This is a genomic window from Paenibacillus sp. AD87, assembly GCF_001659845.1.
Taxonomy (GTDB): Bacteria; Bacillota; Bacilli; order Paenibacillales; family Paenibacillaceae; genus Paenibacillus; species Paenibacillus marchantiae.
The window spans coordinates 2,180,493-2,196,790 of sequence record NZ_LXQN01000007.1 but is presented as its reverse complement, the minus strand read 5'-3'; the positions used below and the strand labels follow the sequence as shown (position 1 = coordinate 2,196,790).

The following is a 16,298-nucleotide window of genomic DNA, read 5'->3' as shown; positions in this document are numbered from 1 at the left end:
TTAAAGTTAATAAGAGACATTCTTCTTGCTGAGAATCTATAACTCTTAGGTTCTATGCAGTTAATTAGAATCACACTTATTACGGTTTCTCCGTGCTGTCTGTAACGGCAAGTTTAAAGGCCATCCTTTATGGGATGGCCCTTCCTTTTCTGGCTTTGTTAAAGTATCGTACCCGTTAACACAAAAAGTCCATATCAATATAGGGAGTGTTATTTAACAAATTTTCATAGTAGAAGCGTCGGGCTTGCTCATCCCATTCGCTCCAATCAGGAGCGTTAAAATCTCTGCTTCTATAGAACGCGGCTAATACTCTAGCTTGCCTTAAATTAATAAATAATGGGATTTTGTTTAACCAACTTTGACTCACAGTATTTTCCTTACAATAGCCGTTTAAAAAGTTGCAATAGTAACGCTTTGCAATCTCCCTCCTTACATCTCCAGACACAACCCACGGAATAGGAATTTCATAAAGTAATGGTGTAGCAATATCAGAAACAAACCAGCTATATTCCGCATCGTCATAGTCAATAATAATAGCTTTGTCCCCATCATTAAGATAATTTCCAGGGCTGATATCCCCATGAATAAGACCGTACGTATCTTTTTCCTTGGGTAGAGCGCTAACTTCAGTAATTAAACGATCAAAGTTATCGTGTAATTCTAACGGACAGTACTTCTTGAATGAGGTTAATAGGGCATTATCATTCCATTCAAAGCGTGAATGTTGGGACGAATAATGAAGTGAAAACTTATGTATTTTCCCGACCATTTGACCGATATTCTCATAAAACGTATTGCTCTCCTCGGCTATTACTGCATTTCTGCCGGGTGCTTTCTCAAAAGCTGTCACAACAAAGGACTCGTCAATGATATGAATAAAATCCCCGGATAAAGACTGAATGGGCCTCGCTACTTTCATTCCTCGATCAGCCAGGAACATGATATAATCTAGTTCCGCTCTTGTTAATAATTCATTTCGATGTGTGACATGGGCAATTCTTAAAATAACTTCTCGATCTCCAATAACCCCGGAATAAACGAAATTTTGAAACCCATTTAATTCGAAAATGGAGTCTTCACGTATTCCAAAACATTGCGCGGACTGTCTCAATATATCTTGTGTGTATAGTTGTTTAATCTTTTTATCCATATTTAACCTCACCCCTTTACTTTTATGGTAACAAAAGGTGCTGATTAAAAATATACTGAATTTGATTCAGAATCAAACTGTGAATCTATTTTTTAGAGTAAATGATTTTCTTAATGCTTTCGTAGGAAAGACCGATTTTTGTGCAATTTTTCAGGTGGTCGGGACATACCATACAAACAACCGCCATTGTTTATAGAAAAGACTTTGCATGGAGCAAATTGTGGATTTCCCCAGCAGCTGAAACCCTCGATCCCTCACACGCATAGTTAATCAAGTACGTTTTTCCGTGAGATACGTTCTGACAGGAGGAGCAGTATACATTGAAAATTGATTAAGTATCCCTTCCGGAGTTTGATCTATTAAGACCATATCCCGAACGTTCGGTTGCATGAAACGTTCTCGGTCCATAACATTAAACATGGATACAATGGGATCGAAGTACTGATTAACATTCAATAAACCACAAGGCTTTTGATGCAGACCAAGCTGGCCCCAAGTAAATATTTCAAAATATTCTTCTAATGTCCCCGGCCCGCCTGGGAGTGAAATAAATCCATCTGCTAATTCAGCCATTTTGGCTTTACGTTCATGCATAGAATCGACCATAATAAGTTCAGTCAAACCTTTATGCGCAATCTCACGAGTCTGTAAAAAATGAGGAAGCACTCCAATTACACGGCCCCCTTTTTCCAACACTGCATCAGCAACTTCTCCCATGAGCCCAGTAATAGCGCCTCCGTAAATCAGGGTGATTTCGCGACTCGCTAGTTCATGACCCAGTTCTATTGCAGCTTCTTTGTATATTGCAGATTTTCCTTCTTTGGAACCACAGAATACAGCAATTGATTTCATAGATACATTTTCTCCATTTCTTTTGTTAAATGCTCATACTTTCTATATATTACAGGTGAAACTATGACATCTTTATGTCATAATTAGATTAAAAATTTTGGGGGATCTCCGTGAAAATTGAAAGGATTTTATCGATAGTGTTACTTTTGTTAGAACGTAAAAAAGTGAGTTCCTCTGAATTCGCGAAAATGTTTGAGGTCACTCCTCGTACTATCTTTCGAGATATCGAAACCATTACCAAAGCCGGAATTCCAATCACCTCTTCCCCTGGTGTGAATGGTGGCTTCAGTATTATGGAGCGTTACAAATTTGAGAAGAAGATCTTTACGCAAGCGGAGATATTAGTTTTAATACTTGGATTAAACAGCATCCATTCAACTGTTTCTAGCGATGAAGTCTTGAACGCTATTGCTAAAGTGAAATCATTGATCTCGGAAGATGAAAATCGACTGGTAGATAAACTAATAACACTTGATCCTTCACCTTGGTTCGGAAGTACTCATGTCAAACCACCTGAATTGGGGCAAATTAGAACCGCAATTGAAGCGGACCGCTTAATTACATTTGAATATCTAGATCCTTTTGAAGGTATGACTCCTTTGGAACTCACCATTGAGCCTTGCCGACTAGTATTGAAAAATTCAGTGTGGTATATGCAAGGATTTTGTACAGAGAAAGGGGGATTCCGAATGTTTAAGGTTTCCCGCATTTCTTCTCTTGTTACTCACCATGATACATTTAGGAAAAGACAAATCGAAGACGAGGTTTTAGATATAACGGAGAAAGAAATTATACATTTAACTCTGCTTTTTGACCAATCACTTATTCCTTATATGAGCGAGTACTGTGGAGAGAACAACATTCGCTTCTATGAAGGTGTTAAGTGGATAGCAAAGTTCCCCTTCATTGCAAATGACCATGGATATACTCATTTACTTAGCTTTGGGGACAAATGCGAATGTCTCGAGCCTGAACATGTAAGAAGCGAGTTAACCAAACGAATTGAGGGTATTCACAAAATCTATTCCAATTAAAAAAACGCATCGATTTCTTCCATCGGTACCTTTATTACATTCTTCAATATCCCCTGCCTCGTGTTAAATCGCTCTGTGAAAAAAGAAAGGCTCCCACAGGCAGGGTATTATTACTTCCCTGCCCCATACGAGCGTCTACGTCAGATTGCACTCAAACAATTGATCCGGATGTGTACTTTTAGTAATCGTTTCATTTCATGTAGCGATATTCTAGTAGATCCTTCAAATTTGAGATTTTCTGCAGAAGCTTCTCCCCGACATTGGTTTCCCTCACCAGCTTCCGCTCCAGTTCTTTGTCCACTAATCTTTTTACAGATAACACGTCTATTCCGTTACATAACACATCTTCTTTTGAATTAAATTTCTTATGGGCGACGAGCTGCATGCCAAAGGAATTGTACAACAAGGTGTATCCGGCAATGCCCGTTGTGGATTGATAGGCTTTGGAAAAACCGCCGTCAATCACGATCATTTTTCCGTTTGCTTTAACAGGGTTCTCTCCACGAATTTCTTTGACTGGCGTGTGGCCGTTAATGACATGTCCATGGTCCGGATTCAAATCAAACTCCAGCAAGATTTTTCGACAGGTCTCTTCATTTTCACGTAAATGGTAGTAAGGATTCTTTCTCTCCTTATGTGCTTCTTTATCTTGGATAAAATACCGTTCAAAAGTGGTCATTTCTCTCTTTCCAAAGAGCGAGGAACATTCCCCTGTCCAGATGTACCATACCATATCCGTCGCCAGATCTTCTGTCTCTTCCGGATGCGCATAGGCGTAACGCAAATAATCTTCAAAAACATCAAGCAATTGACGGCCTGCATATGTCTTGTCTTCAATCTGCATTTCTTCCATATTTCCTTCTTCATCCAAAGGAATACAGCCATGGATTAACAAATTCCCGTTGTATTTTAAATAAAGGCTTCCCTTTTTCATGAGAAAATTCATATGTCTGGCCAGCTTTTCGGAATGCTGAACGGAGAACAGAAGCTTTTCCATCACCTGGCGTTCTTCCTCCAGCAATTGTTCAGGATTCTGCGGATTTACTGTTGCGAAACAGGTGTTTTTCAGCAGGTGCGTTTTACCACAGATATTAATTTCATTTTTGTCGTAATCAATCTGCTCCAGCAAAAGTCTTTCAGACATATTAAAGTATGGACGTCTTTTGATAATCGGGATTTCAAGTTTAAACTGGATCATGGCAATGGCTTGGTGAATTTTGGTGATCTGCAGAATTTCCTGCTCCGATACGGTATGGCCTGCCTGTAGCTTCGGTCTGAAGGGCGAATTGTCTTCATAGTATTTCTCCGCCAAGTTTAGCAGTGGGCGTAGATTGATTCCGTATACATCTTCAATAATGTCCAGATTGTCGTATCTGGCACAGATCCGGATAATATTCGCAAGGCAGACCAGAGAACCCGCGTAGGCACCAATCCAGAGGACATCATGGTTCCCCCACTGAATGTCTACAGAATGGTAGTTGATTAACGTATCCATAATTTTATCGGGGTCCGGCCCCCGGTCATAGATATCTCCAACCACATGAAGATGGTCAACCACCAGGTGCTGGGTTGTATAAGCAAGGCCGATAATGAGCTTGTCCGCCTGGCCCAAGGATATAATTTGCCGATATATTTCCTCATAATAAGGATCCTTATTGTTGGTCGAATCCGTCTTGTATAGAAGCTCTTCTACAATATATACATACTGCTCCGGCAGAGCTTTACGCAATTTCGAGCGCGTATACTTGGAAGAGGCATAAGAAATAAGCTTAAGCATTTGTTCAATCGTTTGTCTATACCACTGGTTCAAAGCCTGTTTATTGCACAGTTCCCCTATAACCAGCTGTATTTTTTCTTCCGGATAATAAACCAACGCCGCAAAATCATTGATTTCTTGATCCGTCCAAACCTCCCGGAATATTTCTTTGATTTTCTCTTTGACGGTACCCGAACCGTTTCTTAGTACATGCTGAAAAGCCTGGAACTCCCCATGCAAATCACTGACAAAATGCTCGGTTCCCTTCGGGAGATTGGAGATCGCTTCAAGATTGATGATCTCTGTTATAATTTTTTCTTCCGTATCATATTTCTGGGCCAATAAATCTAGAAACTGCTCATCCAAAACAGATGTCCCCCTTCAAGGAAGTTATGTGGCATTAATTTTACAGGAAATTTCAAAGGACAACCCTTTTGAACCATAGCTAAAAAGAAAAACATTGGGTTTTTGCTAACTCGTTACCTGTATGGTTAACAATAAATATAAAATTATTTATATGGTGATTATCAGAATTGCCTTCCCACATCATACTCCAGTTTCTCATATATGAACAAATTTCATTAAAGGGATGTATTTTGGAGTTGCTCATTTAAGTCCACTGACTCACGTAATATCCCGCTGCTTAAAACTTTTGAAAACAGGATTAGGAAGGAAGCGAGATTATGAGCAACCATTCGTTAAAGGGATTAGCTCCTTGGCTTGGGACACGAACTTGCACCGATAACATAAAAAAAGCCGCTAAAATAGCGACTTCAATGGGACTATGTTTTTGTCCCCCGACAGCAGTGCCGTCTCCCTGCCCCCCATCGCGTTGCAAATTCCTTAATAATTTATTTTGCTTTCTCTAGATTTATTGAAACCATCCCATCATTATCTTCATCAATTAAAGCAACTTCAGAATCAGATATCCATTTAAGCTCACCTAGATGTCTAGCATATGCAAATTCATCCGGAAATTCTGAAATTACTTTTTCTAACAGTATTTGTGTCCCGTCTCGGTGCATAATAGAAAGATATATATCCATGCTTTCTACATTGTGTTGACAAATAACCTTAGCACTGTAGTTCTTTTTAGGACTCTTGAACACTTTCTTCCAGACCCACTCATTTACATACCCTAACTCTTCAATTTTCAGAGCAGTCTCTTTAAATGGTGTAATATCCCAATTTTTATCCAAAACCAGTTTTTCTATTCCATTCATAAGCAATTGGAGCGTTGTTCTTTTTTTCTCCGTCTCATTTTTTACGCTGAAGTCATCCAAATTAAATTTGATTTGTACTACACAGACTCCTGAATCATTAATAATCCTCTCATCCGAAATATTTTCAACGCAATCCACAAGAATTTTCCAACAATCTTTCGTTTTTTGTTTTCCGAATAAACGTTCAAACATAGCAGTTATACAACGCGTCTCCAAACTAAATGAACGCCGTTTCCATTTCCAATTTAACTCGTAATCCTTTTTTGTCGCATCGTCATATTCGCATTTTTCTTCTTTCATTATTGATTCAACATTTTCATCATCAATTATATAAGTAAATCTAGATCAAATGCTTTTAGATACAATACGCTCATCTCCCTCTATTTTCCCCATGGAGTTCTTGTTGATGTATACTCATTGAATTGCCTTTTTTCCATAGTCTCATAGCATTCGCTTTTCCCAATCGAGGACTTCCCAGCCTGTTACGGCAAGTTGGTTTTTACTACTTTTGCTTCGTATTTTATGCTTCCTTCATTTTTATTCCATCTAAAAATCGGTCACACAAAAAAACCGTCGATCTCATTTTTAGATTATCGACAGTTTTTTGAAGCATTTTGTGTAATGTTTTTGTCACCCTACAATTTATTTTTCTATTCTTACTCCATCTAGATCTTCATTTTTTCAATGCATAATGGGAATGAAAAAACCTCAGCTGAGTTAACCAAGCTGAGGTAAATGAATTAACTATTTAATAACTTCAACCTTTTTATCCCCAGCTGACTTCGCTACATCAAACGTTGTTTGACCTTGAAGAGCGACTATTACGCCAGTAGCCAGCATAGAAACGATTAAAGCTGCGCTGAGGGCTTTGGAAATTTTTTTCTTGACCATAACTACACCTCCTCCGATATCTATTATGTAATAAGCGGATCAAGACTATGACGAGCTGTGGGTGACTACATGACTGTGAAAAGGAGAGAATCCAACCTAAATTTACATGGTGGACTTCACTAAATAATTACAATATTTCACTTTTTATGTTGGGTAATCCACCTGGTGATTGTATTATAACGTACTGACAATGATTGTAAAAGGATTTTTTCCTTGTATTCAAATAAAATAAAGTATTAGACTCGGGCTATTCAACTAGAGTTTCCCGCTAGTTCAATAAAATGAGCAGATAGCATCCGCCGAGCATAGAGAGGAGATCTGAGCTGATTCGCTGTAAGCCTTGATTTTATACATAAAAGGAATTAAGTCTGTTAGTTCACGGCCACTCACGCTAATTAGAGCGTATCAACTAATTTCTGAATCTTTGAGTGGGAAATTAAATATACAGGACCCATTATGTCTATTTTGCCGTCCTTTACAAGTATAGCGCTCTCCTGCTCTGCCGCGTAAACATCAATCTCTTCAGACAAGGGGAACAGGTAGCCTTGAACAAACGTGGCGTAGTCGCGTTGAGAATGAGATTCATAGGCAAAATGATCAAAGCCAATACCATCATAAATAGTACTTGTTTCAACTTCATCAGTGTTATTCACGCTTAACCATTTTGCAGCCATGTTTAACGCACCGGCGCTGGCACCCATTATAACGGCATTGCTGTTCTTAATAACATTCGATAATTCATATTCCGCCAAAAAATCGTTCTGCAAAGCAGGATATCCACCGCACAAAAAAATGACAGAAGCATTTTGAATGAATCGCCGGGCATCTTCCTTCTGCATGCGGTAATCAATGAAATGATATTCATCAAAAATAATATTAGCCTGATTCAACCATGTCCATTCAGAAACATCATCAAAGTTAATTTGCTCACCTGTATAACCAGACGGATCAGCGCTAATCATAACAAGCGATTTTCTGTCTGTTATATCCTCATGCAACAACTTGACCAGCTTCTCTGGAAAGAAATCATTAAACCAACTGAGATAGTAGTGAGATTTCAAACTTAATTACCTCCATATGTACTATTTATATTCATCCATTCTTAACGAGAAACATATTATACACGCTAGAAAGATGAACAGTTCTTCAGCCATTTCGTTTACACACCCTTGTACACTTTTCTAAATCCAGCTCTATATTACCATAACATGGAATTGAATATGAGAAATATGTTTCCACGTTACCCTGCCCGATAGCTTAATGATACATCATCACTCTAATATAATATTCCCGTTCTCTGATTACTTTGATGTCTTCTTCTTAGTTTTATTGAGTTAACGTTCCCCGTTATTTCAATCATATCAATTCTGAGATAAACATTGGTGTAGCTCCATCCTCTGTATTAAAGCCCAATTTATTATAGAAATCTACTGCATGAGGATAAGAAATTAATACTTTTGTTTTACACCCTTTATATCTATCTAGCATTATATTCATCATTTCCTTACCTATACCTATACTCTGATAACTCGGATTAATAAGCATATAATGAAAATATACCGTTAAAACACCATCTGACAAAGCATTTATTAAACCGACAAGCTTTCCTCCCTCCCAAGCGGTAACAATTGAATGAGACCCTCCGATTGCTTGTAAAAGCTCGTTTGGATACTTGCCAGACTCCCATCCTACCGAAAGAAATAACTCCTGGAGTGCATCCTTAGTGATATCCTCTTTGCTTGAAGCGTAATAAATACTCACACCTATACCTTCCTTTCCTTTCATAAAACTAATTACGGCACAACATCTGTTTTAAACTCCCATATTTGGATGGTTTTGTAATTCTTACGAAGCCATAAAATAATACCGACAAAGCAGTTTCGGATTTATCAAAGTGAATGATCACTTTATTTACCTCAATATACTATTAAAAATATGTAGAGAAAATGGATTAACTGAAGTGGAATTTGGATTTGTTTACATTAAAGAATTCATCAGAATACTTCTTGATGCCTCTTTTATACATAGGCTATATGGTTTTATTCTCATTCTGTAAACGAAAAACATCCCTTGCTGCTTCAATGAAAGATAACATGATTGGTGAAAGCCACTTGTCTTTATGCCACAACATCTGTGTATACACGTGCAAATCCGGAATTTCCCATGGAAGGACAACAAGTTCTCCGCGTTCAATTTCAGCTTCCACGACGATTTCAGGAAGAAAGGCAATACCGATTCCAGAAATTGCGCATTTTTTAATGGCTTCAGCACTTTGAAACTCTAAATACGTAATGCTATCAACGCCTTCTTTCTCAAATGACCGGTCAAACATAGTTCGATACGGACAACCCTTCTCATTGGTCAGGAACACTTCTTCATGAAAATCTTCCAATTGCAGCACAGTTCGTTTGGCGAGCGGGTGATCTGGAGCAGCTAACAATCTGAAATGTTCTTCCAGCAGCGGTTCCACGGAAAGTCCACTCGAGCGAATGGGTTCATCCAACATATAAACAATATCCGTGGTTCCCTCAAAAAGCGTTTGCTTGAGCTCTTGATTTGGAACTGAGCGAAAGATCAGACGAACTCCCGGATGTTGCGAACGAAACCGTTGAAAGACAGGCGGAAGCCGATAGGAGCAAATAACCTCATTGGCACTTATCGTTAGGGTGCCACTTAGATTTTCATTGTCATGAACAGCACTACGAGCTTCCTCCATTTTTTCAAGAACACCTTGGGCGTGTGTTAAAAAGCGTTTACCCGCAGTAGTGAGCGCGAGTTGCTTGCCCAACCGATCAAAGAGGCGAACACCCAGCTCATCTTCCAATGCTTTAATTTGCATCGTGACGTTGGAAGGAACGTAGCTCAGCACTTCTGCTGCCCGCGTAAAATTTAATGTTGTTGCAACCGTACAAAACGTATTCAGTTGACGCAATTCCATCCGATGCTCCCCCTTCATCTTTCAATAATATTGAATACTATCTTGAATTCTATTCACTTTTATTGATGGTATCACGGCTTTATACTGAGCACAAGAGATCACAGTGAACATGTGGTTTTTCATTTTGAAGGGAGCGACCATACGATGGACTATGAAATTTTTAATTTGGGTGATGCAATCTTACAATCAGGAGTGACGTTACCAAACGCTTTTCTTTCTTATAAAACTTACGGAAAATTAAATGGACAGAAAGATAATGTTATCGTCTATCCAACGGCTTTTGGGGATCAACATGTTCAAAATGAATGGCTAATTGGCAGCGGGATGGCATTGGATCCAGAGAAATATTTTATTATCGTTCCAAATTTGCTGGGCAATGGACTATCTTCATCTCCCAGTAACACACCTCATCCATTCGATGGGGCTCATTTTCCACAGGTAACCATCTATGACAACGTTAGATTTCAGCAGCAACTGCTGACCGAGAAATTTGGCATTCAAAAGATTGCTCTCGTCGTAGGGTGGTCCATGGGCGGCATTCAGGCATTTCAATGGGGTGCAAGTTATCCAGAGATGGTCGAACGAATTGCACCTTTCGGGGGAATCGCCAAACCTTGGCCTCACACATATGTAGTTCTGGAAGGTGTAAAAGCTTCCCTGCTATCTGCAGTCCGCTTCGACTCAAGTAAACTAAACCAATTGACTTCTACTGACATGCGCGCCGTTGGCCGGGTCTATGCAGGATGGGGACTATCGCATGCGTTTTATAGAGAGGAGCTTTATCGTGAGATGGGATTTGACACATTGGAGGATTTTGTAGCTGGTGTCTGGGAAGAGAGCTTTATGAATATGGATCCGCACAATGTTCTGTCCATGTTATGGACAGGCCAACATGCAGATATCAGTGCAAACCCCTCCTATAATGGAGACTTTGATAAGGCGCTCAAGAGCATAAAAGCTCTTGCCTGTATCATGCCGGGGAGCACGGATCTCTTCTGCACAGCGGACGACAATGAATACGAAGCTGAGCGCATACCCAACGCTACCTTTAACCCAATACAATCGAAATGGGGCCATTTTGCCGGTCGTGGAATCAACAGTGCCGATAATCAATTTATTGATGACAATCTGAAGCAATTGTTGTCACATAGCGCAAAAGAATAGATCGTTACCTGTATTGAATGTCTGTCAGGCATAGCAAGATCCCTATTCTTTAGCCGGTATATTTCTCTCATGAATTAACAACCTAATCTAACGTATTTGAGGTCACCAGAACCTACTGGTTCGACCTCTTCTTTTTTTTCTGTGTTTTTACTAGCTTTAACGAATTAAATGAAGTCTGAAGTTCTAGTTTTTATCCACATTGAATGATGTTAGGTTTTGTAAAAAAAGAGACTGTAACCTGTCTTAAATCTTGTAAGTCAACCTTACTTTTTTATCGTTCGCATACTTGAAGTATGTGACAAAATTCAATTAACCTTCCTATGAATAGGAACAAGTTCTTGTCCCCGGGCAATTTTTCCGAAATTCTTCAACGTTGTGTGATGCGAAGCTCAGAAAAGAAAGCCTCAGTACCTATGTCTACGAACAAACCGATATCCCCCGTGGTTACCTCAGCCTTAGTCTTATCTAATGACATGCACTCGGCTCCATCAACAAATACTGTTAGATAGGTCTCAGCAATTTCCAGTGTGAGATTAATCCATTCCGCAGGCCCGATGTTCGCTCCCGCTTCGAAACGACCGTCCGGGTATTCCTGCCTCAGCCGGTCGAACTTCCAATTAGGGTATGAAAAATACTGAACGGCACGTTTGTCGCGAGGCGACTCAGGCTTTACCTTCAAACCGTTTAACGGGCGAAGATAGACCGCTTCAAAGACATCCCCACTGTTGCCTATGCGATACGCCAGGCCTGCGAACCCACGTGCATATGGAGGAGCATCATCTCGTAACTTGCTGAACAAATTCACTGATATAGTTCCATTCTTGAAATCTCCAGGAATCCTCAAAAATGTTGGCATATCGATAAAATCAATGTTGGGTTCACCTTTTGAAGCTTCATCAGTCAGCGTAACACGCAATGCCTGCCGCCCGTCCATAATAGTCGGGCTGGCAGTCACGGAATAAAGTTTTGCTCCCTCTGGCAACGTCCCAAGGTCGTAAGTGATGCTCTGTTTGTTCATAATCGTTTCCTCCATTAGAATAACCCTGTGTACTTTCGTTTTCAAAATGAACTAAATTAAATTCATGCGGTTTACAATTTCTTCAGTTGTCATTTTAGTGGCCACATTGTTCATTGCATAGTATTGCCATTCCTCCCTAATAGTTGAGGTTCCATCCGTTGCAATAACCACTTGATATCCATAATCCGCACCATCTCTGGGTCCAAATCAATAATTAATAATGCTGTTTTTTTTAGGATTGAAATTCATTTTTATTCTTCCTTTCTTTTAGGCACATCCTATTCATTCGTGATTACAATTTTGCCATTTGCTGAGTTACTCTCCATTAACAGATGAGCCTCTGCTATTGCTTCTAGTTTGAACACTTTAGCAATGGGCGGAATAAGTGCATGGTCCTTTATATGAATAAATAGATCGACCAGCACCGTTTCTTTAATAACTTCACTTGTAAAAGCCGTAAAGAAAACACCTGTTGGTATATCAATCAATGGTTCGAAGGAATCGAGGGTCCATTCATTGCCTAATATGCCTGACATACATAAGATTCCTCGTTCTGAGACCAATTTCAAAGATTCCTTCAAGGTCACCGTCCCGATCAATTCCAACACTTTGTTCACTCCATTTGGAGCAATTTCAACTACTTTATTCGTAAAATGTTCATCATCAAGTAATGCGAGGTCCGCACCCGCCTGCTGAAGATATGTCAGCTTTCCGCTGTCACGAGTGGTCGATATAACGGTGGCTCCTACACTTTTGGCAAGCTGGAGGGCAGCCAGACCAACGGAACTGGTCCCGCCTCGAATGAGAAGCACTTCTCCTTTAGTTAATTGAAGACTTTCAAATAAAGATGCATATGCCGTGTAATACATTTCTGGAATGGCAGCGAGCGTAGTCCACTCCATTCCACCAGGAATGAGATACACCTGCTCTGAAGGAATCAAAACATACTCGGCATAGCTTCCATCAAATTCTCGTCCCAACCCTCCCATCAGAGAGGCAACATGCTGTCCATTTTGGAAAGTGCTATCGGATGCGTCCTCGATCTCCCCCACACACTCAATACCAATGATCCGGGGAAATTGAACGGATGATGAATGCCCCTGCCTTGTATACATTTCCGAGCGGTTAATGCCAAATGCTCTGATCTTGATTAATACCCAGCCTGGTTTAACTTCGGCAATGGGAACCTCCCGTACTTTTAGTTCTTCAGGTGCACAGGCACCTTCCAGTACAACTGCTTTCATCAAAATTCATCTCCCCGCTCCGATGTAGATTCGTTTTTCCAACTGAATGAATAATGTATTTGTCGCCAAGGCAAGTCCTGCGGACAGGATGCTTCCCCACAGAATTTTATCGATATTCATGGTGCGTAAACCATCATATAAGATCGTTCCTAACCCGCCAGCATTGATGAATGCAGCAATGGTCGCCATGCCAATCGTAGATACGGAGGCAAGTCGCAGTCCTGTAAAAAGGGTTTGAATCGCCAAGGGTACCCGAATCTGAATCAATATTTGCATACGACTCATGCCCAGCCCGGTAGCTGCCTCAATAATAGGTTGTTCCACATGATTCAAACCTGCGATAAAGTGGCGCAGAAGAATGTATTGATTATATAGAATCAGTACGATGATTGCCGTCGTTGTACCCAGTCCCGTCACAGGAATCATGATGGTGAACAAAGCCAAGCTGGGGATGGAATACAAAATGGAAAAAACATAAATGAAAATGCGTGACACCCAGTCGGAAGTCAGGATTACGATGGTTAGAAGCACGGCGACAATAATTGAGATCACCATGGTTATGACAAGTATCTCCACATGCTCGAACAGTGCGCTTCCCCACTTATCTGGATGTTTGATGGCATAATCGATCATTCTAAGGCCTCCCAGAAACGTTCTTGCTCCCTTGAAGATTGAATAAGCGACGCTACGAATTCATCTGTAGGATGATTAACGATTTCTTTAGGCGTGTCAAACTGGCACACTTTCCCTTGATTCATAATTATGACCCGGGTGCCCAACTTGAACGCTTCATTAATGTCATGTGTGACGAACAGGAAGGTTTTATTCGACCCTCCATGAATTTTCAATAATTCATCCTGTAAATGTAGACGGGTAATCGCGTCCAAAGCACCAAAAGGCTCGTCCAGAAGCATGATCGCAGGATTGGTCGCTAAAGCTCGGGCGAGTCCAATTCGCTGTTGTTGCCCTCCCGATAATTGTGAAGGATAGCGATGTTCATACGTCCGAGGGTCCAGTCCCACCAGATGCAGTAGTTCGGAGACCCTCTCCTCGATTTTCTCTTTATCCCATTTCAACAGACGAGGTACGGTAGCGATATTTTTCGCGATGGTCATATGCGGGAACAACCCCACCTGCTGAATGACGTAACCGATTCTTCTTCTTAGCATCACGGGATCTATGGATACAATGTCTTCTCCAAACAGCTTAATGTTCCCCTGAGAAGGTTCGTACAAACGGTTTACCATTTTCAAAAGCGTCGTTTTTCCAGATCCAGAGGAGCCCAGTATGGTAATAAACTCCCCTTCTTCAATAGACAAATTGACATGATTCACTGCGTATTCATTGGATTTTGAATATGTTTTGCACACATTATGAAATTTGATGGCTGGTGGCCCCATGTTACCACTACGTTTATTGGATGGATTCATAGAAGGCTTTTGCGACGTCTTCATATTCTTCTTGATCGACATCGACTTTGGCATTAAGTGCCGTGATCGTGTCTGTATCCAGTGCCGAACTGATCTTATTGATGACTTCAGCAATATCTGGATGTGCAGACAGTACTTCATCACGGATGACAGGAGCTAAGTTATAAGGGGGCCATACTTGTTTGTCATCTTCCAATAGGATGTACAGATCTTTATTTACGAGTTGTCCTTCCGTCGTATATGCAGGTGCAACATCTGCCTCATTATTTTTAAGCACTTCATATTTCAGACTATTATCGTAGACTTTGGAGGACTTCCAGTTTAGCTTGCCATATACTTTTTCCAATGCTGGAATACCGTCGGCACGCTGATCCACTTCTCCTTGAGAGGCAAATCGCAGCTCGGTTGCATGCTTTTGCAAATCAGAAATCGTCTTAATTCCCCATTGTTCCGAGGCTTCTGCACGTATGACGAGCCCTGCTCCATCATTGGCTTTGGAATAGTCGAGCCAGGTTAAGTTGAATTGCTTTTTGTATTCTTCCTTCACTTTGGCATATACTTCATCCGGATCAGTCAACAACTCCAGCTTCAGGATGGCTAACAAACCGGTGCCTGTGTATTCCGGATACATATCAATATCTTGATTCACAATGGAAGAATGGATCACAGATCCCGCAATGTTAGATACACGCTCTACTTGGTAGCCGGTATCCTCCAAGGCCAAGGCATAAAGTTATCCCACAATCAGATTTTCAGTGAAATCTTTGGTGCCGATTCGAATCGATGTCTCTTTATTTTCCAAAGGCTGATTTTTTTGCTCACCACAGGCGCTCAACAGGAGCGATAATACGATGATAAGTGAAGTTATGATATATATTTTTTTCTTTTTGTTTTTCATGTCGTTTTCCTACCTTTGCAAAAATTGATATCGAAATAAAATTCGTTCGGATATATCAAGCAAGACTCCGATTAAGATGGCCAATATCGCCACAGATCCCCCGCCAATTAGAAGCAAATCGATTCGATTGAGTCCTAGACCGGTGAAAATGATCTCACCGAATCCACCAGCTCCGATCTTGGCAGCCAAGGTGGCACTGGCGATAATTTCAATGGCAGCTGTTTTGATTCCTGTCAGAATGAGTGGTGCAGCAAGAGGGAACTTGATCTTCCACATCATTTGACGATCAGACATCCCCGCCCCTTTAGCAGATTCAAGAACAGATAGAGGAATATGATTCAAACCGGAAATGGTATTCATCAATATGGGAGGTACCCCCAATAAGATTAAAGCAACCAATGCTGGCTTCATGCCAGTGCCCATCAACGGAATTAATAGGAGTAAAACTGCCAGGCTAGGCACAACCCGCAGAATCTGAATCAGCGATACAATCCACTTTTCCGAGCGTTTGTATGTGATGGTCAGATATCCCAGTGTAATTCCGATCCATGCAGAACAAAGCAATGCCAGTAAACTGACCTCTATATGCTCTCGCCCCAGAGCGAAGAAAGCACTCCAATTGTCTGAGAAATAGGTTGCCAATTGCATTCCCAAGCTTTCTTGCAACATGTTCCCTCCTTTCATTCAAGTTGCTTTTCCC

The 16,298-nt window shown here is 40.6% G+C and carries 17 protein-coding genes; 2 read left to right on the top strand and 15 right to left on the bottom strand.

The window, feature by feature from the left end; genetic code table 11:
* Window positions 1-175: 175 nt before the first annotated feature.
* Entirely contained in the window at window positions 176-1,150 is a 975-nt protein-coding gene (locus gpAD87_RS09785) for a phosphotransferase enzyme family protein (protein ID WP_064637862.1), read from the bottom strand.
* Between the two features lie 270 nt (window positions 1,151-1,420).
* The gene (locus tag gpAD87_RS09780) at window positions 1,421-2,002 is read right to left on the bottom strand and encodes a TIGR00730 family Rossman fold protein (RefSeq protein ID WP_064637860.1); all 582 of its coding nucleotides are present in this window, start codon (window positions 2,000-2,002) and stop codon (window positions 1,421-1,423) included.
* Window positions 2,003-2,112: 110 nt separating this feature from the next.
* Between gpAD87_RS09780 and gpAD87_RS09775 the strand changes: the two genes are divergently transcribed.
* Complete coding sequence (locus gpAD87_RS09775) at window positions 2,113-3,036, top strand: helix-turn-helix transcriptional regulator (protein ID WP_064637858.1); 924 nt, start codon at window positions 2,113-2,115, stop codon at window positions 3,034-3,036.
* A 190-nt stretch (window positions 3,037-3,226) separates the two neighbouring features.
* On the opposite strand, the gene gpAD87_RS09770 is transcribed toward gpAD87_RS09775, so the two are convergent.
* The 6 genes from gpAD87_RS09770 to gpAD87_RS09750 form a co-directional block, all read right to left on the bottom strand.
* Window positions 3,227-5,158, bottom strand: coding sequence for a fructose-bisphosphatase class III (locus tag gpAD87_RS09770; protein WP_064637856.1), 1,932 nt, complete (start codon window positions 5,156-5,158; stop codon window positions 3,227-3,229).
* A gap of 485 nt (window positions 5,159-5,643) precedes the next feature.
* Window positions 5,644-6,315 carry a hypothetical protein gene (locus tag gpAD87_RS09765; RefSeq protein WP_064637854.1) on the bottom strand — a complete coding sequence of 224 codons (672 nt, stop codon included), beginning with the start codon at window positions 6,313-6,315 and terminating at the stop codon, window positions 5,644-5,646.
* A gap of 444 nt (window positions 6,316-6,759) precedes the next feature.
* Window positions 6,760-6,906, bottom strand: coding sequence for a hypothetical protein (locus gpAD87_RS32145; protein ID WP_162842462.1), 147 nt, complete (start codon window positions 6,904-6,906; stop codon window positions 6,760-6,762).
* A 395-nt stretch (window positions 6,907-7,301) separates the two neighbouring features.
* The gene (locus gpAD87_RS09760) at window positions 7,302-7,967 is read right to left on the bottom strand and encodes a Type 1 glutamine amidotransferase-like domain-containing protein (protein ID WP_064637852.1); all 666 of its coding nucleotides are present in this window, start codon (window positions 7,965-7,967) and stop codon (window positions 7,302-7,304) included.
* A gap of 295 nt (window positions 7,968-8,262) precedes the next feature.
* Window positions 8,263-8,691, bottom strand: a complete 429-nt coding sequence (locus tag gpAD87_RS09755; protein ID WP_231952499.1) for a GNAT family N-acetyltransferase — start codon at window positions 8,689-8,691, stop codon at window positions 8,263-8,265.
* A gap of 244 nt (window positions 8,692-8,935) precedes the next feature.
* Window positions 8,936-9,844, bottom strand: coding sequence for a LysR family transcriptional regulator (locus tag gpAD87_RS09750; RefSeq protein ID WP_064637850.1), 909 nt, complete (start codon window positions 9,842-9,844; stop codon window positions 8,936-8,938).
* A gap of 144 nt (window positions 9,845-9,988) precedes the next feature.
* Here gpAD87_RS09750 and gpAD87_RS09745 point away from each other — a divergent pair, with 144 nt between their 5' ends.
* Window positions 9,989-11,008, top strand: coding sequence for an alpha/beta fold hydrolase (locus gpAD87_RS09745; RefSeq protein WP_064637848.1), 1,020 nt, complete (start codon window positions 9,989-9,991; stop codon window positions 11,006-11,008).
* A 367-nt stretch (window positions 11,009-11,375) separates the two neighbouring features.
* Here the strand turns inward: gpAD87_RS09745 and gpAD87_RS09740 are convergent, their stop codons facing one another.
* The 7 genes from gpAD87_RS09740 to gpAD87_RS09715 form a co-directional block, all read right to left on the bottom strand.
* Entirely contained in the window at window positions 11,376-12,026 is a 651-nt protein-coding gene (locus tag gpAD87_RS09740; protein WP_064637846.1) for a hypothetical protein, read from the bottom strand.
* A 278-nt stretch (window positions 12,027-12,304) separates the two neighbouring features.
* The gene (locus tag gpAD87_RS09735) at window positions 12,305-13,270 is read right to left on the bottom strand and encodes a zinc-binding alcohol dehydrogenase family protein (RefSeq protein ID WP_064637844.1); all 966 of its coding nucleotides are present in this window, start codon (window positions 13,268-13,270) and stop codon (window positions 12,305-12,307) included.
* Between the two features lie 6 nt (window positions 13,271-13,276).
* Window positions 13,277-13,903, bottom strand: coding sequence for an ABC transporter permease (locus gpAD87_RS09730; protein ID WP_064637842.1), 627 nt, complete (start codon window positions 13,901-13,903; stop codon window positions 13,277-13,279).
* Complete coding sequence (locus gpAD87_RS09725) at window positions 13,900-14,700, bottom strand: ABC transporter ATP-binding protein (protein ID WP_231952498.1); 801 nt, start codon at window positions 14,698-14,700, stop codon at window positions 13,900-13,902. Before gpAD87_RS09725 ends, gpAD87_RS09730 begins: the two co-directional genes overlap by 4 nt.
* A complete protein-coding gene (locus tag gpAD87_RS09720) occupies window positions 14,684-15,424 on the bottom strand; it encodes a glycine betaine ABC transporter substrate-binding protein (protein ID WP_231952497.1) in 741 nt (246 codons plus the stop codon). Before gpAD87_RS09720 ends, gpAD87_RS09725 begins: the two co-directional genes overlap by 17 nt.
* 9 nt (window positions 15,425-15,433) lie before the next feature.
* Window positions 15,434-15,598 (bottom strand): hypothetical protein, encoded by a 165-nt coding sequence (locus tag gpAD87_RS32530; protein WP_231952496.1) that lies wholly within the window; start codon window positions 15,596-15,598, stop codon window positions 15,434-15,436.
* 9 nt (window positions 15,599-15,607) lie between these two features.
* On the bottom strand, window positions 15,608-16,267 hold the full coding sequence (locus gpAD87_RS09715; protein WP_064637840.1) for an ABC transporter permease: 660 nt from the start codon (window positions 16,265-16,267) through the stop codon (window positions 15,608-15,610).
* Window positions 16,268-16,298: the final 31 nt, after the last annotated feature.